The organism is Enterococcus casseliflavus, assembly GCF_029215545.1.
Classification (GTDB): Bacteria; Bacillota; Bacilli; order Lactobacillales; family Enterococcaceae; genus Enterococcus_D; species Enterococcus_D casseliflavus.
This window is the reverse complement of the sequence record NZ_CP119393.1, coordinates 940,374-964,569: the sequence shown is the minus strand read 5'-3', so window position 1 is coordinate 964,569 and position 24,196 is coordinate 940,374. Positions and strand designations below refer to the sequence as shown.

Genomic DNA, 24,196 nt, shown 5'->3' with positions numbered 1-24,196 from the left:
GTCTCCCTTAATTAAATTCCTCTTATTTTACCATAGAAATCCCTTATTTTACAAAATTCACAGACATTGTAAAGAGTTTTTCAAGTTTTGTTTTCAAACTTTCGTGCATTTGCTATAATCTGTAAGAGAGTTTTCCTTGAGAATAGGAATGAGATTGGAGGAAAAAGCCCATGGCTTTAGCAAAAATCGTCTATGCAAGCATGACGGGGAATACGGAAGAAATTGCGGATATCGTTTCTGAAGCCCTTGAAAATCTTGACATGGAAGTAGAAATGAATGAGTGTACCCAAGTGGATGCCGATGAGTTTGAAGACGCCGATATTTGTATCGTCGCAACCTATACATACGGTGACGGTGAATTGCCTGATGAGATCGTCGATTTTCACGAAGATTTGCAAGAACTTGATTTAAGTGGCAAAATCTTTGGGGTCTGCGGCTCTGGCGATACGTTTTATGATGACTTTTGTAAGTCCGTCGATGACTTTGAAGCCGTCTTTAGTAAGACAGGTGCAACAAAAGGGGCGGATAGCGTCAAGGTCGACTTGGCTGCGGAAGAAGACGATATTCAAAACTTAGAAGCCTTTGCCAAAAAACTAGCGGAAGCATTTACAGAATAAAACAAAAAAACCTCTGACAAAATCACTTGATTCTGTCGGAGGTTTATTGTTTGCTTAATGATAGCTGATATCGATAGGTGTTTCTCTTGCTAAAATATTATCGGTGGTTTCCGTCATCAGCTTAGCAATCTGATCCTCTGTCGGATGAATGATTCCCGAAGACATCAATGCCGCTAAGCCAGTAGCGACGATCCAGACACCAGTATGCAAGGACTGTAATTTCACGTCCGATAGATCTTGATACTTTGGTTCTTTTTTCACTGATTTCACAAAAAGGTCAAATGAAAACTGCTGCATGGAATCCCCACCACCATGCTCTTCTAAGTATAGCGCTCGGTATAATCGTTTTTCTTTATTTGCAAAGCCAATATAATTTAACGTTAAGTCAACGATGACATCTCCACGTCTTTCAACTGGAAAAACTTCTGTCGCTAAGTAGTCGTAAATCTGATTGATCAATGCATTTTTTAAGTCATCCATATTTTTAAATTCTAAGTAGATCGGTTGCGTTGAACATTTCATCTTCGCTGCGATATTGCGTGCGGTAAAACGTGTAAATCCTTCGGTTGCGACAACTTCATAGGCAGCTTTTAAAATCTGGTCTCTAGTAATAGTTTTCTTTCTTGCCATAATTTTTTAATCTCCTTAATTCTGCTATACATCGCTTTCAGAAATACCTTTTACTTATTGTATCATGTTTTTTTAAGTTTGCAAAAAAACTTTTAAAATTATTGCCCCTAGTGTTTCCAGTTTTTCAATTCGAAGACCTCTGTTTTTTTGCTCTCTTTTTCGTTTGTTTTCAAAAATACTTAGTGCTATCATGAAGACAGTTATAATTTTAGAATAAATGGAGGAATTTTAATGGTTTTACCAAACTTTAATCAGAACCTTGAAAAATATGCCCAACTGATCACAGAAGTTGGTGTAAATGTCCAAAAAGGGCACACCATCGTCATCCAAATCGCCGTGGACCAAGCACCGTTAGCTCGACTATTGACAAAAAAAGCGTATGAGCTAGGCGCTGATGAAGTAATCGTTCAATGGACCGACGATGTGGTTCAAAAAGAATTTCTTGCGCATGCAGCTGAGGATCGTTTGTCTACGATCCCTCAACACAAAATTAATCAAACAGAAGATTGGGTCGAAAAAGGTGCGAGCCGCATCAGTGTCGTTTCTGCCAATCCCGATGCGTTAGCGGGCGTTGACTCAGATCGGGTCGCCGCTTTCCAAGCAGCTTCTGGTAAGGCGATGATGAAACTGCGTCAAGCAACACAAGCCAACAAAGTCAGCTGGACCGTTGTTGCTGCTGCAGGTCAAGATTGGGCACAAAAAGTGTTCCCTGATGCTTCCCCAGAAGAAGCACAAGACAAGCTATGGGATCAAATTTTCAAAACGACGCGTATCTACGAAGAAGATCCTGTTGCTGCTTGGAAAAAACATGATGAAACACTGCAAGTCAAGGCAGAAGAATTGAACAAAGAACAATTCAGCGCATTACACTATACAGCACCGGGTACCGATTTGATCATCGGCCTACCAAAAAATCACTTGTGGGAAGGTGCTGGCAGCTACAACACCCGCAATGAAAAATTCATGGCGAACATGCCGACAGAAGAAGTCTTTACTGCCCCAGATAATCGTCGCATCGATGGCTATATTTCAAGTACGAAACCATTGAGCTACGCAGGAACGATTATTTCTGGCATGAAATTCACCTTCAAAGACGGTAAAGTCGTGGACTTTTCTGCAGAACAAGGCGAAGAAGTGTTAGGCAAATTGCTAGCGATCGATGAAGGAGCGAAATCTTTAGGTGAAGTCGCTTTAGTCCCTGACCCTTCCCCTATCTCACAATCTGGCATCATCTTCTTCAATACGTTGTTTGATGAAAATGCCTCAAACCACTTGGCTTTAGGCTCTGCTTATGCCTTCAGCTTACAAGGCGGCACTGAGATGAGTGAAGAAGAACTGGCAGCGGCTGGTTTAAACCGCAGCCAAACCCACGTAGACTTCATGGTCGGCTCTGACCAAATGTCCATCGATGGCATCAAAGAAGATGGCACCACAGTTCCTGTCTTCCGCAATGGTGATTGGGCTTAATAAAAAAAGGCTGAGGTGGAGTAGCTCCCCTCGGTCTTCTTTTTACATAGAATATTGAGAACCGGCGGCTTTTTTCATAGTAATCAGCTGGCTTTTTTGATAAAATCTACTTTGATAGTCTTTGATAAGAGAGGATGGATCCGATGACACCAAATCGTGAAGATTATTTAAAGCTCATCTTAGAGCTTGGTGGTGACCAAAAGAAGATCAATAACAAACAAATCGTGTCAGGTCTGGACGTCTCAGCAGCTTCAGTAAGTGAAATGATTTCAAAATTATTAAAAGAAGGCTTAGTGGAACATTCACCTTATCAAGGGGTACAGTTGACTGAAACTGGTTTAGCTTCTGCAAGTGCCCTCATTCGTAAGCATCGTTTATGGGAAGTCTTTCTTGTGGAGCACCTGCATTATTCATGGAATGAAGTTCATGATGACGCAGAAGTTTTAGAACATGTCACCTCAGAAACGTTGGCGAGCCGCTTAGAAGCCTACCTTGATCATCCTCGGTATTGCCCACATGGGGGAATGATTCCTGAACAAGGAGAACTCATTCACGAAGGCGAAAAAAACACCATGAGTTCTTATCCGGTAGGAACCAAGATTCGTATCGCCCGTGTCCTTGACGAACGAGAACTGCTGGATTATCTCGTTTCGATCAAATTGAATATTCATGAAGAATACGAGATCATCGATGCGGCAGCATACGAGGGTCCGATTACGATCAAAAATGACACAAAAGAAATTGCTGTCAGCTACAAAGCCGCCAGCACGATTTTTGTCGATAAACTGTAAGGAGTGAAGATGATGGAAAAAAAGGTCCTTTTTACGATTTTTGGCGGTACGGGCGACCTTGCCCAACGCAAACTATATCCTTCTTTGTTTCGGTTGTACAAAAAAGGCGATTTGAAAGAAGATTTTGCAGTCATTGGTACTGCACGCCGTCCTTGGTCGGATGAACACTATCGTGAAGTGGTGATAGGTACAATCAAAGAGTTGAGTGACTCACAAGAACAAGCAGAGACATTCGCTTCTCATTTCTACTACCAATCACATGATGTAACAGATACGAGCCATTATGATTCATTAAAGGATTTGGCGGAAACCTTAGATCAGAAATACCATTTAGAAGGCAATCAGATTTTTTACTTAGCAATGTCCCCTAATTTCTTTGGGACGATCGTTTCTCACTTGAAATCCCAAGGAATGCTGGATACTGACGGCTACCATCGGGTGATCATCGAGAAACCGTTTGGAAGCGACTATAATTCAGCAAAAGAATTGAATGAAGAGATCAATCAAGTCTTTACGGAACAAGAAATCTACCGAATCGATCACTATTTAGGAAAAGAAATGATCCAAAATATTTCTGCGATTCGTTTTGCCAATAACATTTTTGAGTCAATGTGGAACAATCGTTACATTGACAATGTTCAGATCAATATCGCAGAAAACTTAGGCGTAGAAGAACGCGGCGGCTATTATGATAAGAGCGGTGCCTTGAAGGATATGGTCCAAAATCATATTCTGCAGATTCTTTCCTTATTAGCCATGGAACCGCCAGTGGCTTTTTCTGAAAAAGAATTACGGACAGAAAAAATCAAAGCCTTAAATGCGATCCGTATCTACTCCGAAGAAGAAGTGAAACAACACTTCGTACGTGGTCAATACGATAAGGGACAATTAGAAGACAAGAAATTTGTTGGCTACCGTGAAGAAGCCAATGTGGATGAAGAATCGGCAACGGAAACCTTCGTTGCTGGGAAATTTTTGATCGATAACTTCCGCTGGTCCGGCGTACCATTTTATGTACGCACTGGGAAACGGTTGACGGAAAAAGGCACTCGCATCAACATTGTCTTTAAACAAGTCCCAGTCAATGTCTTTAAGCAAGACCTGAATGAACAAAAGCAAATCGAGAGTTTGGCACCGAATGTGCTGACGATTTACATTCAACCGACGGAAGGCTTCTCTCTTTCCTTGAACGGAAAAGAAATTGGCCAAGGATTTGAGACATTGCCAGTGAAGCTCGATTACCGAAATAGTACTGAAATCGTCGAAAACACCCCTGAAGCTTACGAAAAACTGATTCTAGATGCCTTGAACGGTGATGGCACTAACTTTACCCACTGGGATGAAGTTGCCCAATCTTGGCGCATCGTTGATGTGATCCGTCACGCTTGGGACCAAGAAACACCTGATTTTCCAAACTATGCCGCAGGAACGATGGGCCCCCAAGCAGCCTATGATCTCTTAGCTGCCGATGGCTTTGAATGGATCTGGCGTCCCGATGAATGGTATCGTGAGCGAGATTTACTAAATGAGAAATAAGCAAATGGTCAATTGGATGAGGAAAAAACATCCAATTGGCCGTTTTTCTTTTTTACCGACTGTTTATAATAGAAAGAAATGAGAAATGAAAGGAGCAGCAGACATGAAACAAGTCTTATCGATCGCCGGTCTCGACAGTTTGGCAGGTGGCGGCATGACGGCTGATTTGAAAACATTTGAGGAATTCGGGGTGTTTGGCCATGCCCTATTAACTTGTGTGGTCGCCATCAAGGATGATCTTATGTTCCATGATCTCCCTGAGCCTGTGATCCAAGCACAGCTGGATTCACTGCGTTCGGTCGTATCCCTAGATGCAATCAAAATCGGGCTGCTTCATCAAACGGCCATCATTGAATTGCTGCGAGATTTTTTACAAACATTTACCGGACCGATCGTGCTCGATCCCGTTCTCGCCTTCAAAGAAGGAGATACTGCCTTTAACCACTCCTATCAAGCAGGATTGATCTCATTGTTTCCTTACACAGCATTAGTGACACCTAATCTGCTCGAAGCACAACACTTATCTGGACAAAGCATTACCTCTTTAGCAGAGATGAAAACGGCGACAAAAAAAATCCAAGCGCTTGGTGCCCCAAATGTTCTGATCAAAGGTGGCAGTCGACTAACTGGGGAAACAGCCTATGATGTTTTGTATCAAGAAGGACAATTTACCGTTTTTGAGGCAGAAAAAAGTACGCGAACCACAACCAACGGTGCTGGCTGTACCCTCTCATCAGCGATTGCCGCAATGCTTGCTAAAGGCACTTCGTTAGAAGCAGCTATCCAAACCGCAAAAGCATTTGTTTGGGCAGGGATTGAAGACGGTCTGCCTTTAGATACCTCTGGCAACGTCAATCAGCTCGCCTATTTTAAAAAGGAGGAACACCTATGAAAGTAAGAAACCTAACGACGATCGCTATGCTGACGGCACTCACGTGTGCACTTTCTTTGACCTTTATCATTCCTGTTCCGCAAACGAAGGGCTTTGTGACCTTATGTGAAGCAGGGATCTATATCTCGGCCCTTTTGTTCGGACCTAGCGCCGGTGCCTTCGTCGGTGGAATGAGCGGCGGCATCATTGATTTTCTATCAGGTTACCCTGAATGGGCCTTCTTTTCCATCGTGATCCATGGTGTGCAAGGCTGGATCGTAGGTAGAATGAGCCATCGGCCACTAGCAGCCGTCATTGTCGGCAGCTTAATCATGATCGCCGGCTATGCAGCAGCAACGGTTTTGCTATTCGGTTTAGGCGCTGGGATCGCCTCGATCCCAAGTAATTTGATCCAAACGGTCTTTGGCAGCATCGTTGCTTTACCCCTGACGCATGCCTTGCGCCGCACGAAAAAGTTTTCTTTAAATGAAAGGTGATTCTTATGACAGATATCAATCAATTAAAAGCGGATTTAACTACGATCGTTGAAGAAGTCATTACGACAGCGAATGTTGGTGAAAATGATCTTTTTGTCCTTGGTTGTTCAACAAGTGAAGTCGTGGGCGGCTTGATTGGCAAAAATTCCAGTCAAGAAGTAGGCATGGTTATCGTTGAAACACTACGAGCGATCTTGCGTCCCAAAAATATTCATTTAGCCGTTCAAGGCTGTGAACATCTCAATCGGGCTTTAGCTGTTGAGCGTGAAACGGCTCGACTATATCAATTAGAAGAAGTCGCAGTAGTGCCCCAGTTGCATGCAGGCGGTGCTTGCTCAGTTGCCGCTTTCCAGCTGTTCGATGAGCCTATTGAAGTGGAGCACATAGTAGCAAAAGCTGGCATCGATATTGGCGACACAGCAATCGGCATGCATGTCAAACATGTTCAAATCCCGATCCGTCCCTCTATCAAGTCCCTCGGCGCTGCCCATGTCACAGCTCTGGGATCACGGCCCAAATATATTGGTGGTCCTCGTGCGCATTACGCACAATAAGCGAATCGTATAATAATCGAAAAGCCCTCATCAAAAAGAAAAAGCATGCTTTGGCGTGCTTTTTTTGTGTCAACGTTCCTGCTATTGCCTCCCCCTTTCCTTCAGAGTGCTCTTTTTTCACTATTTTTTCCACTCCATCTTATGGCAGCTTTTTCTACTTCAAAGGCAAGTTTCTTTCTGGTGTAAAAGGAGCGGCAGCTGTCGCTTTCCTTTTGTCATAAATTCGTCAGAATTTCATCACAAAAAGAAAAGAAAGATACCAGTAAGCCCGCAAATTTCTTTTTTCTTTCCTTGATAGACTGAATGTAGCAAGAATCGAAAAGTGGAAGGAAGAAAAATATGAAAAAAATCGCCATTATTTTTGGAGGCAATTCACCGGAATACACCGTTTCTTTAGCCTCAGCAACTAGCGCAATCGAAGCACTCCAATCATCTCCCTATGACTATGATCTCTCTTTGATCGGGATCGCCCCAGATGCTATGGATTGGTACTTGTATACAGGAGAACTGGAAAACATCCGACAAGACACGTGGTTGTTGGATACGAAACAGAAACAGAAAATACAGCCGCTATTCGAAGGAAACGGCTTTTGGTTAAGTGAAGAGCAGCAAACGTTGGTACCTGATGTTTTATTTCCCATTATGCATGGCAAATACGGGGAAGATGGCAGTATCCAAGGATTGTTTGAATTGATGAAGCTACCTTATGTAGGCTGCGGGGTGGCAGCCTCTGCCTTATGTATGAACAAATGGTTGCTGCATCAAGCTGCAGCAGCCATTGGCGTACAAAGTGCTCCTACGATTCTCTTGACAAATCAAGCCAACCAGCAAGAACAAATCGAAGCTTTTATCCAGACCCATGGCTTTCCAGTTTTCTTTAAGCCTAATGAAGCGGGCTCCTCAAAAGGGATCACTAAAGTCACCTGCGTTGAAGAAATCGCTTCTGCCTTAAAAGAAGCCTTTACTTATTGTTCCGCAGTGCTCCTACAAAAAAATATTGCCGGTGTTGAGATCGGTTGCGGTATCTTAGGCAACGACTCTTTGACTGTCGGTGCTTGTGACGCTATTTCATTAGTAGACGGCTTTTTCGATTTTGAAGAAAAGTACCAGCTGATCAGCGCCAAAATCACCGTCCCTGCGCCATTGCCTGAAACGATTGAAACTAAGGTCAAAGAACAAGCTCAGCTGCTCTATCGTAGTCTTGGACTTAAAGGTCTTGCTCGCATCGACTTTTTTGTCACGGATCAAGGAGAACTATACTTGAATGAAATCAATACTATGCCGGGCTTTACGAGTCACTCCCGCTATCCTGCCATGATGGCAGCGGTCGGCTTATCCTATCAAGAACTACTACAAAAACTGCTTGTCTTAGCAAAGGAGGAAGTCAAATGAATCCCTATCTACAGTTAGTTAGCAAAGAATTTCCGTTAGAAAAAAACCAAGAACCCCCTCATTTAGTCCTTGCTGCCTTCAGCGAAGACGAGGTTTACTTGCAGCCAGAAGCAGCCAAACAATGGGAACGGCTCGTCAAAGCTTTAAAGCTTGAAGACGAGATCTGCTTATTAGATGGCTACCGAACCGAAAAGCAGCAACGGTATTTATGGGAATATTCCTTGAAAGAAAATGGGCTAGCCTATACGAAACAATTTGTGGCGTTGCCCGGTTGCAGTGAACATCAGTTAGGCTTAGCGATCGATGTTGGTTTAAAGGGCAGCCAGGATGATTTGATCTGCCCACGATTTCGTGACAGCGCAGCCGCTGATTTATTTACCCAGGAAATGATGAACTATGGGTTTATTTTACGCTATCCCGCAGACAAACAGGAAATTACAGGGATTGGCTATGAACCATGGCATTTTCGTTATGTCGGTCTGCCTCATAGTCAAATCATCGCCAGTCAACAGTGGACCTTGGAAGAATACCATCAATACCTTGAACAAACGGCGAGGCAGTTCGCATGAAGAAGAATCCAGGAATCGAGCAATTCCGGGTGATTTTGGCGATGATGGTGGTGGCGATCCACTGTCTGCCTCTTCACCGCTTATGGCCTGACGGCGATATCCTGATCACGTTGACGTTCTTCAGAATTGCCGTTCCCTTCTTTTTTATGATCAGCGGATATTACGTGTTCAGCGACTTAGCCACCCAAAACAGCTATCCTGCCAGACATCGTGTCTGGCAGTTTATTAAAAAGCAGCTGCAAGTCTACCTCATAGCCACACTGCTCTTTTTGCCGCTTGCTTGGTACAGCGGCATGCTAGGGTTGAACATGCCACTAGGCACTTTTATTCAAACTTTGCTGGTCAATGGCATCCTTTATCATCTATGGTATTTTCCTGCGATCATTACCGGCAGTCTATTAGTGATGGGCCTCTTGACACGTCTTTCTTTCAAGCAGGTGTTTTTCACTGCTGTCGGTTTGTATGTGGTTGGTTTAGGTGGGGACAGTTGGTCTGGCCTGGCTGCCCAAACACCCATCACGCCACTCTATTCACTGATTTTCCAACTATTGGATGGAACTCGCAACGGCTTTTTCTTTGCTCCTTTGTTTTTGCTCTTAGGGGTACTAGCCAGAAGATTGGCCAAGAAACCTGCTTCTCCCCATCGCTATAGTTATCTGCTGATCAGTCTGATTTGCTTGCTTTTGGAAAGTTACCTTTTGCATCACTTTACCACGCCGAAACATGACAGCATGTATGTTTTTTTGCCCTTCGTCCTGCTATTCTTATTCCCGATCATCCAGCAATGGCAAGCACCCATAATCTGGAAACAAGCGGGTCGACTGTCCCTTTGGCTCTATTTGCTCCATCCTTATACCATTGCAGTGACCCATTTTCTTAGTCAAAAGCTGCCCTTGCTGCAAAACAATCTGATCAATTTCTTCGTGGTCTTAGGACTGACCATTGGGGTGGTGCATGGTCTCTTTGCTTTGCAAAAGCTGTTCCCGTTTTCGAAAAAAACGCCGCCCCACTTGCAGCGAGCAGCCAAAGAATTTTCCGCCCCCGCTTTGTTGCACAACCTGCAGGAAATCAAGCGATTGATCCCAGCAACAACTAAAGTAATGGCGGTGGTTAAAGCGGATGCTTATGGTTGTGATGCGAAGACGGTCGCCAGTACCCTAGAAAGAGCCGGCGTCGATTTCTTTGCCGTTGCTACCCTTGAAGAAGCCATTGAATTACGGCGAGCTGGCATCAAAAGTCGCTTACTGATTTTAGGGTACACTTCTGCCCAACGTGCCAAAGAGCTGAAACATTATTCCTTGATTCAAACCATCGTTAGTGAGGCCCATGGGCATGCTTTAGCCCAAACAAGCATTCCGATCGAATGCCATTTAGCGGTAGATACTGGTATGCACCGCTTAGGCGTTGCACCTGATCTTGAGACAGTTACTGGACTTTACGCCTTGCCATCTCTCAAGATCACGGGCATTTTTTCCCATCTAGGCTCTTCAGATCAGCTGGATACGGCAAGTATCTTGCGGACACAAGCCCAAATCACTTGTTTTGATGATCTGTTGGCTGGCTTATCCGCTAGAAATATCGCCTATGGACTGACACATCTGCAAAGCAGCTACGGAATATTGAATTACCCAGAGAAACACTATGATTATGTACGTCCAGGTATTCTTCTAACTGGTTCATTGAGCGTCCCGAACGAACCAACGAAGCAGAAGATAAACATACAGCCGATTTTGACACTCAAAGCCTTACTGGTAGACAAAAAACCAGTTGCCGCTGGGGAAGCGATTGGCTATGGATTAGGCACTGTTTTTGATCGACCAGCCACGATCGGGATCGTTAGCATCGGCTACTGCGACGGGGTTCCACGTGCCCTATCAAACCAAGGGTTCCAGCTTTCTTATCAAGGTGCTTTACTCCCGCAGATTGGGTTGGTTTGTATGGATATGCTCTTGATCGATTTAACGGACTATCCAGAACTGGCGGTCGAAAGTTCGCTCGAAGTAATCAGCGATTGGACGACTACCGCTGATCAAGCACAAACCATTACCAATGAATTGATCAGCCGCCTAGGTTCCCGCATCACCTCTAGTTCAAAGTAGAAAACGAATGCATTCGCTTACCGATTACGGTATGATGGGTGTAGAGTAAATGGTAGTGTAAATGAAAAATGATCGTAGATAGTTGGAGTGAATCAAGGATGGCAGAAAAAATAATTGTTGTTGATGATGAAAAAGAAATCGCGGAGTTAGTCACGACGTTTCTAAGGAATGAAGGCTTCCAAGTAGAACCTTTTTATGATGGAACGAGCGCTTTGGCTTATCTTGAAAAAGAAACGGTCGACGTGGCGGTTTTAGATGTGATGCTGCCGGATATCGATGGCTTTCAGCTGCTGCAGCAAATTCGTAAGACCCACTTTTTCCCAGTACTGATGCTCACGGCAAAAGGGGAAGACTTGGATAAAATCACCGGTCTAAGCCTTGGGGCAGATGATTATGTGACCAAGCCCTTCAATCCTTTAGAAGTCGTTGCTCGGGTCAAAACGCAGCTGCGGCGATACCAGCGTTACAACCAGTCAGCGAATCCCCAGAAGATTGAAGAATACGAAAAGGAAGGCTTACTGTTGAAAATCAACAGCCACCAATGTTTTCTTTATGGCAAAGAGGTTTTCTTGACCCCCATCGAATTTAAAATCTTGCTTTACTTATTTGAACACCAAGGATCGGTCGTTGCCTCGGAAACCCTTTTTGAAGCAGTTTGGAAAGAAAAGTATTTAGACAACAATAACACAGTGATGGCACATATCGCCCGTTTGCGGGAAAAACTGAACGAACAACCCCGCAAACCGAAATTAATCAAAACCGTATGGGGGGTCGGCTATATCATTGAAAAATAGAAGTCCATTGATCCGCAAGCTGTTGACCCAATACTTTATCACCACGGGCATCTTGATGGCGATCTTGATCATCATTCCTTTCGCAGTACGCTTCGTTGCTGGAATGAGGGTCTGGTATGGCTATGAACCCATTTATCAAATTTTACGTCTTTTTGCTGACTATTGGCTTCTTTGCTTAGCCATCGGGGCCTTACTGATTTGGGTGAGCACAACGATTTATTATATGAGTAAAGCTATCAGTTATTTGAATGAAACGATCCAAGCCACAAACCAACTGATTGCCGAACCCACGAAGCGAATCGTTCTTTCCAGCAATATGATTGATGTGCAAGAAGAAATGAACCAGTTGCGAGAGAAAAACTTACAGGATCAACGAGCCGCCAAAGAAGCGGAACAACGAAAAAATGATTTGATCGTCTATCTCGCACATGATTTACGAACGCCTTTGACCAGTGTGATCGGCTATTTGACGCTTTTAGAAGAGGAACCGCAGCTTTCTACCGAACTACGCGCACGCTATACGAAGATCGCCTTGCAAAAAGCCCAACGGCTGGAACTATTGATCAGCGAATTTTTCGAAATCACCCGCTTTAATCTTACAACGATCGCCTTGCAAACTGAAACCACGGATCTGAGCTTGATGCTGGAACAATTGACGTTTGAATTTTTGCCGCTGTTAGAAGAAAAAAACCTCCATTGGCAACTTCAGCTACAGAAAAAAGTCTTTGCGACCGTTGATACGGAGAAAATGGAACGCGTTTTTGATAACTTGATCCGCAATGCCATCAATTATAGCTATCCTAACTCCCCTTTGCGATTAGCCATCAGCGAGTCTGATGATATCCTGATTCGTTTGACCAATCAAGGAAAAACGATCCCAGCTGAAAAGATCGGCTTGATTTTTGAGCCTTTCTACCGCATGGATGCTTCCCGAGCAACAGCGACGGGTGGGACGGGTCTTGGTTTGCCGATCGCCAAAGAAATCGTTGAAGCATTAGGTGGAAAGATTTGGGCGGAAAGCCGTGATGAAACCATCGTCTTTTCGATTCGCCTACCGAAGGCAGCAATGGAAAAAAATGAACAGCTGTCAAAGCCCCATCCATCTGAACCAACCGCTTAACAGGCAAACAACCTGAGCATTTCGCTGCTCCCCTTCTAATTCAGAAGGAGGAATAGCTGCTCAGGTTGTTTTTTATTGATTGCTTATTGATACACCAAAGATCGTAACGCTTGATCGACTTTTTCTGCCGCTAAGCGTCCTTCACGAATCGCCCAGATGACTAAACTCGGTCCTCTTTTGGCATCTCCTGCGACTAACACTCGTTCATTGTTCGTCGTGTAATCATCGTACACTTCTCGCACACCAAAGGCATCGAAGAGTTGGGTCTCTGCACCAACAAAGCCCATTGCCAGCAAGACCAAATCCGCCTTGATCACTTGCTCTGTGCCAGGGATCGGCTGAAACTGTTGATCCACTGAGACCGTTTCGATGGCGATCAACTGGCCGCGTTCGGCGCCGATAAAGGCCGTTGTGGACACCCCATGATACGTCACTTGTGTTTGTAGCACTTCAGCCGCTTCTTCTTGCCCATATCCTGTGCGGGCTGTCATTGGGTATTCTGGCCAAGGATTGCTGTCGGTCCGTGTCAATGGCAGTTGGGGCGTGATCTCCAATTGACGCACAGAAGCGGCTCCTTGCCGAATCGCTGAACCAATACAGTCATTTCCAGTGTCGCCGCCACCAATCACGATAACATGCTTGCCAGCAAGTTTTTTACTTGTTGCCGCTTTGCCATGCTTTAACACATCTTTGGTTGCTTCCGTCAGATAATCGACTGCAAATTGCACCCCAGTCAATTCACGCCCTGGAATCTTCAAGTCACGAGGAACACTAGCTCCTGTTGCCAAGATGACCCGATCATACTGAGCGGCCAATTCTTCTGCCGACAAGTCACGACCTATCTCCGTATTAGCGACAAAGGTCACGCCTAGCTCTGCCATCAAGTCAATCCGTCGCTGAACGACGTCTTTATCTAATTTCATATTTGGAATACCGTACATCAGTAAACCGCCAAAGCGATCACTGCGTTCATAGACCGTCACTTGATGCCCTAGTTGATTCAAGCGCCATGCAGCGGATAAACCAGCTGGTCCGCTGCCGACGATGGCAACTTTGAACCCAGTCGCTTCTTGAGGCAATCCCGAGGCTTTGACCCAATCATTTTCAAAAGCAGTATCGATAATAAAGCGTTCATTGTCGTGGATCGTGACACCCGAGCCATTCAGTGCTTCGGTACAGCCTTTTTCACAAGGAGCTGGACAAACACGACCAGTCATTTCAGGTAATGGGTTGGTTTTGGCAAGACGCTCAAAAGCGGCTTGGAAACGCCCTTGATAAACCAAGTCATTCCATTCAGGAATCAGGTTGTCATTGGGACAACCTGAAACCGCTCGTTGCCCCCCGTAAAAAGAACCGGTATGACAAAAAGGAATCCCGCAGTTCATACAGCGTGCTGCTTGCTCTTGACGCTCATTTTCAGGCAATGGCGTCTGTAATTCTTGCCAGTCTTCGATTCGTTCTGCCACTGGTCGGGTAGGATTTTCTACTCTTGGGTACTTTAAAAAACCAAATGGATCTGCCATATTAGTCACGCTCCTTTCCTGGGATGGTCAATTGTGGACCGACGACAGCTTCGAAGGCTTTCGTCACAAGTTCATCTCCGACAAACCCTTGGTCCGCCAAGGTCTCCGTCGCTTGGATCATCTGATGGTATTCTGTCGGATAGACTTTGATGAAATGGTGCTGCTGATTTTCCCAATCTTCTAGGATCTCAGCCGCCTTCAATGAATCTGTATAGGCGAAATGCTGCTGGATCATCTCTTTTAGTTGGTGGTCATCGCCGCTTTCGCCAATCCGATATAAATCAACCATTTCCCGATTGCATTTATCGGCAAAGGTTTGATCGGGGTCGTAAACATACGCCACGCCACCGGACATTCCAGCACCGAAGTTGCGGCCGGTTTTTCCTAATATCACCACGACACCGCCAGTCATGTACTCACAGCCATGATCGCCAACACCTTCGACAACGACATTGGCTCCACTGTTACGAACACAAAAGCGTTCGCCAGCAATGCCTCGGAAATAGCCTTCGCCTCGATTTGCCCCGAAGCACGCTACATTACCAACAATTGGTGAATGCTCTGCGTCATAAGCGGCATCTTCAGGTGGCACAATGATCAAGCGGGCACCGCTCAACCCTTTGGCTACATAATCGTTGGCCTCACCGATCAGTTTCAACTGGATGCCCTGCGTGGCAAAAGCCCCAAAGCTTTGTCCAGCAATACCTCGATACGTAAACTGCAACAGACCTGGTGTAACTTCATAATTGCCAAAACGTTCCGCGATCCAGCCTCCTAAACGCGCGCCGACTGAGCGTTGAACATTATTGATCGTGTGATTCGTCACGATTTCTTGATTGTTGTCGATAGCAGCTTGTGCAAAAGCATCTAATTCTGGCCATTGACGTTTCTCAAGGAATGGATCCGTCACTTTGCGTTCGATTGGGATCGTCGTCCCAATCATTTTCGAAAAGTCTAATGATTTTGCTTTGCCTTTAGCAACGAAGCGTGGTGTCAACAATTCCGCATGTCCTACCATCTCATCGATGGTACGAAAGCCTAACTCAGCCATCGTTTCCCGTAGATCTTCTGCTAAAAAGTACATCGTGTTGATGATGTGCTCAGGTTTTCCAGCAAAAAATTTTCGTAAGGCTGGGTTCTGTGTAGCAATGCCGACAGGACATGTATTGATACTGCAAACCCGCATCATGACACAACCAATCGCAACTAGCGCTAAAGAGGCAAAGCTATATTCTTCTGCCCCTAAAAGAGCAGCAATGGCGATGTCCCGACCCGTCATCAATTTTCCATCCGTCTCTAAGGTCATTCGCTGCCGCAAATGATTCATAGCTAACGTTTGATGAGCTTCTGCAAGCCCCATCTCCCAAGGCAAGCCAGCATCACGGATCGAATTTCTTGGAGAAGCGCCGGTCCCACCGTCATAGCCTGAGATCACGACTACGTCTGCGCCAGCTTTGACGACACCGGTAGCGATCGTACCCACGCCCGTACTAGAAACCAATTTGACATTGATCCGTGCATACGGGTTGATGGCTTTTAAGTCATAGATCAGCTGGGCTAGATCTTCAATCGAATAAATGTCGTGATGTGGTGGCGGCGAAATCAATCGGACACCAGGCGTGGATCCTCGAATCTCGGCGACCCACGGGAAGACTTTATTGCCTGGTAATTGACCGCCTTCTCCAGGTTTCGCTCCTTGCGCCATTTTGATCTGGAGTTCATCTGCACTCATTAAATATTCGGCGTTGACACCAAAACGGCCAGAAGCTACTTGTTTGATGCGACTATTATAATTAATGCCCTTCACTGGTTTGAAACGATTTCGGTTTTCTCCACCTTCTCCACTGTTGGATTTTGCCCCGATCGCATTCATTCCTTCAGCAATACAGCGATGCGCTTCTTCACTTAGTGAGCCGTAAGACATCGCCCCGACTTTAAACCGTTTAACGATCGTTTCGACAGGCTCCACCTCAGCTAACGGAATACTGCGTCTTGTGTTCGCAAAGGTCCACATAGAGCGTAACGTCGTTGGATTGTCTAATGCCTCTTGGTTCATTTCCGCCGCGTATTCTTTATAGAGCTCATAACTGCCTGTGCGAACGGCTTTTTGGAACCCATAGATTGTTTTTGGATTGAACAAATGATGCTCCCCATCGGCTTTGTACTGGAAACTACCGCCAGAATCAAGATAATCCATTCGTTTTTCACCATATGCTGTCTCATAACGCGTTAAGTATTCTTGCTCGATTTGCGCTAACGAGAGTCCACCAATACGGGTAACCGTGCCGGTAAAGTACTCGGAGATGACTTTCTCAGAAATACCAACCGCTTCAAACAATTGTGCCCCGTGGTAACCGGCGATCGTTGAGATCCCCATTCGTGACATGATTTTGACAATGCCCTTTTCACATGCCTTACGGTAACTCTCGATCTTCTCTGAAAGCTCAAAATGCGCCAATGTCTGGTAAGCCCCATAAGGGTGGACCCCACTTGCTCCGTAGCCGACTAACATGGCATAATGATGGACCTCACAGACTTCCGCAGTATCCGCAACGATCGATGCCAAGGAACGTTTGCCTTTTCGCACCAAATAATTGTGCAGACCTGATACCGCCAAGAGAATTGGAATCGCCACTTTTCCTTCTTGCGCTTGGATGACTTCCCGATCACTTAAAATGACGATCGTCGCCCCAGCATCGATTTTTTGTTCCGTTTCTTTAAAAAGCGCTTCTAACGCTTGTTGCAAAGCTACCCCGTTTTCTGGTACATAATCATAAAGAATCGACTGTAAAACCGCTTTTTGACCATTTTGATCTAACTGTTTGATTTTTTCATATTCACTCGTTTTTAACACAGGACTAGCAATCTTCAGCTTATTGCAATTGATTCGAATGTCCTTTGAAACATCCCCATCTCGACCTAAAAACAGTTCGGTACCGATCACTAATTTTTCACGAATCGCATCGATTGGCGGATTGGTCACTTGGGCAAATTGTTGCTTGAAGTACGTAAACAAGGATTGGGGACGTTCACTCAAAATAGCTAAGGGTGAATCAAACCCCATGGAGATCACTGGTTCTTCTCCCGTTTGAGCCATTGGTAAATCAACGTGCGTATGATCTCATCCGTGTAGCCATTCCGTTTCCAAAGGGTCTGGATCGCATCGTCTGCTGTTTCCTCCTGCTTCTCAGTCCCAGGAAGCAGCTCTGGTGTCAATAGGTGTTCCGCTAGCCACTCCTGGTAAGGATGGGCATTCGCATAATGCTCTTTGATTTCTTGATTTCGTAAGATCATCCCTTTTTGGGTATCCACCAAAAACATATTTGCTGGTCCAAGCACCCCTTTTTCAATCACTTCCGACGCTGGTAAATCCACCACTCCTGACTCAGAGGCCACGACAACAAAACCAGCTTTTGTGATCGAGTAGCGAGATGGTCGCAATCCATTACGATCAAGGGCAGCTCCCACCATCTCCCCATCGGTAAAGCATAAAGCTGCTGGTCCATCCCAAGGAGCCATAAAGCTTGCATTGTATTCATTAAAAGCCGTCAGTTCTGGCGTCAAGCCAGCTTCTTTAGACCACGCTTCTGGCACCATCATCAACAGTGCTTGGGGAATGTCTCGACCTTGACGATACAAGTATTCCATACAATTTTCCAGCTTCGCAGAATCGGAGTTTTCGTCATCGTAGACTTCAATCTGATGTCCATGCATCCAATTTTCCGCCCCGCGTAACGTGTTGATTTCGCCATTATGGGCTAAGAAACGAAAAGGTTGCGCCCGACTCCAGCTTGGAAAGGTATTCGTTGAAAAACGAGAATGAGTCAAAGCAATACTCGAAGTCATTTCTGGGCTTTGAAGATCTTTGAAAAACAAGCCAACTTGATAGGCATGCAGCATCCCTTTATAAACAACTGTCTTACTAGACAAGCTGCAGATAGACAGCTCATCGGTATGATATGTTTTTTCCAGTTTACGCCGTAGCCGATAAAGCTGATCTTCAAAGGGACGGCCAGCTGCTACATCGACAGGCTTTTCAATAAAGACTTGCACAAAAGATGGCATGACTTTTTGCGCCCCTGGCCCACACTGATAATAATCATATGGAACGTCGCGCTGCCATAAAACCGTAAAACCCATTTGTTGAATGTCTTTAGTTACTTCCTCTTGGACCTGTGCTGCTCGGAGCTTTTCTTTCGGTAAAAAAAACATCCCAACAGCATAGGCGTCTTTTTCAGGTAATGGGATTCCTGCCTCTTTTGCCCGCTGCTGAAAAAAAGGATCTGGCATCGCCATCAAGATTCCTGCTCCGTCCCCCGTGTCAGGTTCAGCGCCTGTTCCCCCTCGATGATTCATCCGTTCTAACATCGTTAAGGCATTTTGGACGAGCTCTCGGGAATAATGACCATTTTTCTGAGCAATGAACCCCATCCCACAAGCATCTTTTTCAAAAGCGGCATCGTACATCGTTTGGTTCGTTGTTTTCATCATCTCTAAATCACTCATGGAATCACACTTTCTTTCAATTTTCTGAATATTCCGATTTTTAACAGTTTACAACCTGATTTTCTATCTGGCAAGTTTTTTTTACTTGATCCGATCTCGTTGCTTTCTTCCTTCAAGGGTTACTTACATCCATTGAACAAGTAGTGACTTGTAAATCACAGGCAGGAGTCTTCGTCTAATAAGGTTTTTTTATTATACAATAAACGGTCGTAAAATTATTGCAAACAAATGAGAATCGTTATCAATTAACGCGGATTTTCTCATTTGGATGTCACAAACAGCTGCTTATGTCCCATTTTCAAGGAACAAGCTTGATTGATTTCAAAAAAAAAAGATGACCCGCAATAGGATCATCTTTTTCCGTTTTTTTATTTTTCAAAGCCTTCTGCAACCGCTTCAGGATAGTTTTCTTTGACAATAGCTGCGCAATGGCCGCAAAGTGTTGGTAGCTGCTCTTCTACACCGACATCCACACGGACTTGACGACAACGTTCGCAGACTTCACCTTCGGCTTTTTCCACTAAGATCGCCACGTCTTCGAATTGATAGGCCGCTTCTGGTGCTGCTTCACCTGCTTCTTTGATCGTTAAGAAGTCCGGTGAAATGATCAGCAACTGAGCGATATCTGAATCGATAGCTTTTAGTAATGCCGCAACTGGCTCAGTTGGATAAACAGTGACTTTCGCTTCAAACGATTTCCCGATCAATTTTGCATTACGTGCTTCTTCCAATGCTTTTAAGACATTGTCACGGAAATCAAGGAAAGCACGCCATAAATCAAGCAGCTCTTCTTGGTTAGCAAATGTATCATAGCCAGGGAACTCCGCTAATTGGACATATTCCTCTTCTTCTTTCAAATGTGACCAGATTTCTTCTGCCGTATGCGGAATGATCGGCGTCAGTAATTTCGTCAACGCAACCGCTGTTTGATAGAAGACGGTTTGCATGGCGCGACGTTGGAAATCATTTTCAGCTTCGATATAAACAACATCTTTCGCAAAATCCAAATAGAAGGATGACATATCGACTGTCAAGAAGTTAATGACTGTTCGGTAAATATGCAAGAAGTTGTATTTTTCATAACCATCTTCTCGGATCGTTTTGATCGTTTGATTCAAACGAACCATCATGTATTTATCGACAGAACGCAAGTTTTCAAATGGTACGCTGTCTTTTGCTGGATCAAAATCACTCGTGTTCGCTAATAGGAAACGCATGGTATTGCGAATTTTCCGATAGACTTCTGATACTTGATTCAAGATATCCATAGACACTCGGACATCCGCTTCGTAGTCAACACTGCTGACCCAAAGGCGCAAAATATCCGCACCCATTTGGTTGATCACTTTTTCTGGTGCAATGGTATTACCAAGAGATTTACTCATCTTACGGCCTTCGCCATCTAAGGTGAAGCCTTGAGACAAGACGGCTTTGTATGGTGCGACTTCATTGATCGCCACACTAGTTGTGATACTTGAGTTGAACCACCCGCGATATTGATCAGAACCTTCCAAGTACATGTCAGCTGGGAACGTCAATTCTGGACGTTGACGTAACACGGCTTCGTGAGAAGAACCTGAATCAAACCAAACATCCATGATGTCAGTTTCTTTCGAGAATTTACCGTTTGGTGAGCCTGGATGCGTGAAGCCAGTCGGCAGCAATTCTTCGGCTTCTTTTTCAAACCAAATCGTTGAACCATGTTCAGCAAACAAGTTTGCCACATGCTCGATCGTTTCAGGTGTGATGATGGCTTCGCCGTTTTCTGCATAAAAGATTGGCAATGGTACACCCCACGCACGTTGACGAGAGATCACCCAGTCGCCGCGATCGCGAATCATATTGTATAAACGGGTTTTGCCCCATGGAATGATCCAATCTACTTTTTCGATCTCATCCAAAATGTTTTGACGGAACTTATCAATTGAAGCAAACCATTGTGGCGTTGCCCGATAGATGACTGGTTTTTTCGTCCGCCAATCATGTGGATAGCTGTGAGTAAAGAAGTTTAGTTTTAATAGCGCCCCTTTTTCTTCTAAAAGCTCAGTGATCATTGGATTGGCTTTGTCATAAAAGACCCCTTCAAATCCTGGTGCTTCTTCTGTGAAGACCCCACGGCTATCGACTGGTGATAAGACATCCAGTCCATATTTTTTGCTGACGATGTAGTCATCTTCCCCGTGTCCTGGTGCAGTGTGGACCAAACCAGTACCGGCATCCAATGTCACATGATCCCCTAACATCAACAGAGACGTACGGTCATAGAAAGGATGTTGCGCCGTCATTTTTTCTAATTGATCGCCTGCAAATTCTTGCAATACTTCGACAGATTCCCAACCAATCTCATTCGTCACGGTTTCTAATAAATCTTTTGCCACGACAAATTTACGACCATCAGCCAAGATTTGAACATAGGCAAAGGTTGGATTCACAGAGATTCCTAGATTCGCTGGCAAGGTCCATGGCGTCGTCGTCCAGATAACAAAAGATGTATCTGAATCAAGCAAATCTTTGCCATCTGCGACTGGGAAAGCAACATAGATCGATGGTGATTTCACATCTTTGTATTCGATCTCGGCTTCTGCTAGTGATGATTCACTAGATGGTGACCAGTAGATTGGTTTTAATCCTTTGTAGATATAGCCTTTTTCTGCCATTTTTCCGAAAACGCGAATTTCTGCAGCTTCATAATCGGGCGTCAGTGTGATGTATGGGTGCTCCCAGTCACCAGAAACCCCTAAACGTTTGAAGTCAGCTCTTTGTGTATCCACTTGTGTCAAAGCATATTCTTCACATTTTTTGCGGTATTCTGCCAAGCTCATTTCTTTGCGCTTGATTCCTTTATTTGTCAACACTTGCTCGATCGGCAAACCATGGGTATCCCAACCAGGTACATAAGGGGAACGGAAACCTGACATTGATTTGGAACGTACGATAATGTCTTTACTGATTTTGTTCAATGAGTGTCCGATATGGATGTTCCCATTTGCATAAGGAGGACCATCGTGTAAGACAAAGGTTGGCTTGCCTTCATTTAATTCTTGACGGCGTTGATACAATCGATTTTCTTCCCATTCTTTTTGCCAATCCACTTCGCGGTTCGGCAAGTTGCCTCGCATTGGAAAAGCGGTTTTTCCAAGATGCAGTGTTTCTTTCATTTTCATTCTTGTTTCGCTCCTTTTCGTCTCACTACGTTTCCGTATAATTTCTAAATCCATTGACTCGACCAATCAATTGCTTCTATTGAACGTATCAAAATGGATTGGTTGCCATGACTTCCTTGTGTTTAGGTCTCACTGATTTTAAAAATCAATCCTAGTGATTCCTCGTTTGGTTACTACGCTCCCTATGGTCGCCTAGTACTGTTCATCATCTATTCTGTCTTGCTTCGCAAGCCAATCATAGTGATTCACAGCAAAAAACACGTCCGTCCCTGGCAAGGGACGAACGTGTTCGTGGTACCACCCAAATTTTTCTTGTCGTTAGACAATTCTTTGATGATCGGTAACGGGATCAGGCGTCGTTCTCTACTTGAGTCTTTGGATAATCGGCTCTTTAAAGAACGCAACTCACAGATGATCTGATTTCTTACAGGGTTTTATTTGGCTTCCACTCTCCCAAACTCGCTTGAAAAATATAAGAAATTTTTCTGTTCTGTGTCTTAGTTGTTATCTGTTTTGTTCAATTCGTCTAATAAGTTTCTCGCATCATCTAATGTTTTCACTTCAGGGCTTTCGCTTACATCAACGATTTTTTCATCTGATTCAACAACGTCCACATCAAATGTGTCCACTGCTTCTGAGTTTACTCCAGAACCATTTTCACTGTCAAGTTCTTTTGATAAAACTTCTCTGATTACTTGATGGGAATCTTGCACGTAGCTTGAAAATGGCGCCAAAATCTCTTCCCACTCTGGGCTCTTCACTTGTTCTAATTGGGTTTGTAACATAACCAATAAGTTGTTGTGGAAGACTCTGGTTTTCTTCTTCAAGTCATTTGTTTCTGTTGCCAATTGACGGGCATTGTCTGTTGCATCCGTCAAAATCTCTTTGGCTTTTTCTTCCGCTGAGGTCATCAAGGCATGGGCATGTTTTTCTGCAGTAGCAACCATTTCATCCGCACGGTTTTGGGCAGACGTAACGATCACTTCTGATTCTTTGCTTGCGCTTGTTTTTACTTTATCCGCGGTATCTTGAGCCACGATGATGGATTGGTTCAAAGCGTCTTTCAGTTCATTGAAATACTCTAGTTTTTCTTCGGCGTGTTTCAATGATTTCTCTAACTCGCGATTGCGTTGAACCGCTTCTTCATAATCGCGGACGATCATATCCAAAAAGTCATCGACTTCGTCTTGGTTGTATCCTCTCATTTTTACTGAAAAGTTTTTATTTTGAATGTCTAATGGAGTTAATGCCATATTCTATACACCTCTTTGATTTATTTACGTAATACACCTAATAACAATCTAACTTTTTCTTTTTTCGTGGTTCCTTCTAACCCCTGTATTTGAATCCGACCAAATCCTCTTACTGAAACGATATCCAGTAAATCCAGAACAAAATCTGGTCGTAGTGCTTCTGTCCAGTTTACTTTTACTTTTCCTGATTCGATCAACTGTTTCGAACGCTGACGTGAGATGTTGTATACGGCAGAGATCACTGTATCAAGACGCAATGAACTAACCGTTTCTCTTTCCTCGGTCCAGCCATCTTTAGGAACGATCAACTCGGTGTATTTTGTTTCTTCCAAGCGCACCGAGACGTTTCCGATTTTATCCACTTGGAGTTGGATAAAATGACTGACTTCAGCGGCAACGAATACTTGCCATATTTCACCATCGGAAAGAATGTCTCCAAAGTATTCCCTCTTGACTCCAGTCCCCATTAACGTGCCTAAAACTTTTCCATGACTCAACACCGTAAATTTTTTCGGGTATTGAATCGTAAACAAAGTCATGTCAAACTCATCGGTGGTGGGCTCATAATAATCGGGATAAATCAAACAACGTCGTCTTTCAGCAGCTTCGTAACCACCAAAAAAGCGGAAGCTTAAATCCGTTGATTGACGAATCAAGCTTTCTAAAATATACGCTTGTCTCGGATCTAAAAAATCAGTTAAGTAAGGCGCATACTGCATTTGCACTTGTTCGATCCATCCTTGAGCGGAATCAATAAAAGGGCGTTCATCGTTTCGAAAATGTTGATAGACATTTGCGTTCACCGATAACCAC

General features: G+C 44.4%; 17 protein-coding genes and 1 pseudogene. 12 read left to right on the top strand and 6 right to left on the bottom strand.

Features of this window, described 5'->3' with window-relative positions:
• The first annotated feature begins 170 nt into the window (after nucleotides 1-170).
• The gene (locus P0G38_RS04580; protein WP_275854120.1) at nucleotides 171-617 is read left to right on the top strand and encodes a flavodoxin; all 447 of its coding nucleotides are present in this window, start codon (nucleotides 171-173) and stop codon (nucleotides 615-617) included.
• A gap of 54 nt (nucleotides 618-671) precedes the next feature.
• Here P0G38_RS04580 and P0G38_RS04575 read toward each other — a convergent pair whose 3' ends face one another.
• Nucleotides 672-1,247 carry a TetR/AcrR family transcriptional regulator gene (locus tag P0G38_RS04575; RefSeq protein ID WP_005228861.1) on the bottom strand — a complete coding sequence of 192 codons (576 nt, stop codon included), beginning with the start codon at nucleotides 1,245-1,247 and terminating at the stop codon, nucleotides 672-674.
• 231 nt (nucleotides 1,248-1,478) lie between these two features.
• On the opposite strand from P0G38_RS04575, the gene P0G38_RS04570 reads away from it, so the two are divergent.
• From P0G38_RS04570 to vanS, 11 genes are all read left to right on the top strand, one after another.
• A complete protein-coding gene (locus tag P0G38_RS04570) occupies nucleotides 1,479-2,714 on the top strand; it encodes an aminopeptidase (protein ID WP_275854119.1) in 1,236 nt (411 codons plus the stop codon).
• A 143-nt stretch (nucleotides 2,715-2,857) separates the two neighbouring features.
• Nucleotides 2,858-3,505, top strand: a complete 648-nt coding sequence (gene efaR, locus P0G38_RS04565; protein ID WP_015510150.1) for a transcriptional regulator EfaR — start codon at nucleotides 2,858-2,860, stop codon at nucleotides 3,503-3,505.
• A gap of 9 nt (nucleotides 3,506-3,514) precedes the next feature.
• The gene (zwf, locus tag P0G38_RS04560) at nucleotides 3,515-5,041 is read left to right on the top strand and encodes a glucose-6-phosphate dehydrogenase (RefSeq protein WP_015510151.1); all 1,527 of its coding nucleotides are present in this window, start codon (nucleotides 3,515-3,517) and stop codon (nucleotides 5,039-5,041) included.
• A gap of 103 nt (nucleotides 5,042-5,144) precedes the next feature.
• On the top strand, nucleotides 5,145-5,933 hold the full coding sequence (thiD, locus tag P0G38_RS04555; RefSeq protein WP_275854118.1) for a bifunctional hydroxymethylpyrimidine kinase/phosphomethylpyrimidine kinase: 789 nt from the start codon (nucleotides 5,145-5,147) through the stop codon (nucleotides 5,931-5,933).
• Nucleotides 5,930-6,409, top strand: coding sequence for an ECF transporter S component (locus tag P0G38_RS04550; RefSeq protein ID WP_015510153.1), 480 nt, complete (start codon nucleotides 5,930-5,932; stop codon nucleotides 6,407-6,409). Before thiD ends, P0G38_RS04550 begins: the two co-directional genes overlap by 4 nt.
• A 5-nt stretch (nucleotides 6,410-6,414) precedes the next feature.
• Complete coding sequence (locus tag P0G38_RS04545; RefSeq protein WP_275854117.1) at nucleotides 6,415-6,963, top strand: TIGR01440 family protein; 549 nt, start codon at nucleotides 6,415-6,417, stop codon at nucleotides 6,961-6,963.
• A 339-nt stretch (nucleotides 6,964-7,302) separates the two neighbouring features.
• The gene (gene vanC / locus P0G38_RS04540; protein ID WP_275854116.1) at nucleotides 7,303-8,355 is read left to right on the top strand and encodes a D-alanine--D-serine ligase VanC; all 1,053 of its coding nucleotides are present in this window, start codon (nucleotides 7,303-7,305) and stop codon (nucleotides 8,353-8,355) included.
• The gene (gene vanXY, locus P0G38_RS04535; protein ID WP_061053864.1) at nucleotides 8,352-8,924 is read left to right on the top strand and encodes a D,D-carboxypeptidase/D,D-dipeptidase VanXY; all 573 of its coding nucleotides are present in this window, start codon (nucleotides 8,352-8,354) and stop codon (nucleotides 8,922-8,924) included. The genes vanC and vanXY overlap by 4 nt, the downstream gene beginning before the upstream one ends.
• Complete coding sequence (vanT, locus tag P0G38_RS04530; RefSeq protein ID WP_275854115.1) at nucleotides 8,921-11,023, top strand: membrane-bound serine racemase VanT; 2,103 nt, start codon at nucleotides 8,921-8,923, stop codon at nucleotides 11,021-11,023. Before vanXY ends, vanT begins: the two co-directional genes overlap by 4 nt.
• Nucleotides 11,024-11,121: 98 nt before the next feature.
• Nucleotides 11,122-11,817, top strand: a complete 696-nt coding sequence (vanR-C, locus tag P0G38_RS04525) for a vancomycin resistance response regulator transcription factor VanR-C (RefSeq protein WP_005228837.1) — start codon at nucleotides 11,122-11,124, stop codon at nucleotides 11,815-11,817.
• A complete protein-coding gene (gene vanS / locus P0G38_RS04520) occupies nucleotides 11,807-12,937 on the top strand; it encodes a vancomycin resistance histidine kinase VanS (protein ID WP_015510159.1) in 1,131 nt (376 codons plus the stop codon). Before vanR-C ends, vanS begins: the two co-directional genes overlap by 11 nt.
• 83 nt (nucleotides 12,938-13,020) lie before the next feature.
• Here the strand turns inward: vanS and P0G38_RS04515 are convergent, their stop codons facing one another.
• The 5 genes and pseudogenes from P0G38_RS04515 to P0G38_RS04495 form a co-directional block, all read right to left on the bottom strand.
• Complete coding sequence (locus P0G38_RS04515) at nucleotides 13,021-14,460, bottom strand: glutamate synthase subunit beta (RefSeq protein ID WP_005228830.1); 1,440 nt, start codon at nucleotides 14,458-14,460, stop codon at nucleotides 13,021-13,023.
• 1 nt (nucleotide 14,461) lies between these two features.
• A pseudogene (gltB, locus tag P0G38_RS04510) lies at nucleotides 14,462-18,966 on the bottom strand (glutamate synthase large subunit).
• A gap of 368 nt (nucleotides 18,967-19,334) precedes the next feature.
• Nucleotides 19,335-22,130, bottom strand: a complete 2,796-nt coding sequence (gene ileS, locus P0G38_RS04505) for an isoleucine--tRNA ligase (protein ID WP_275854114.1) — start codon at nucleotides 22,128-22,130, stop codon at nucleotides 19,335-19,337.
• A gap of 497 nt (nucleotides 22,131-22,627) precedes the next feature.
• Nucleotides 22,628-23,383, bottom strand: coding sequence for a DivIVA domain-containing protein (locus P0G38_RS04500; protein ID WP_005228824.1), 756 nt, complete (start codon nucleotides 23,381-23,383; stop codon nucleotides 22,628-22,630).
• Nucleotides 23,384-23,403: 20 nt separating this feature from the next.
• On the bottom strand, nucleotides 23,404-24,186 hold the full coding sequence (locus P0G38_RS04495) for a YlmH family RNA-binding protein (protein ID WP_010749763.1): 783 nt from the start codon (nucleotides 24,184-24,186) through the stop codon (nucleotides 23,404-23,406).
• Nucleotides 24,187-24,196: the final 10 nt, after the last annotated feature.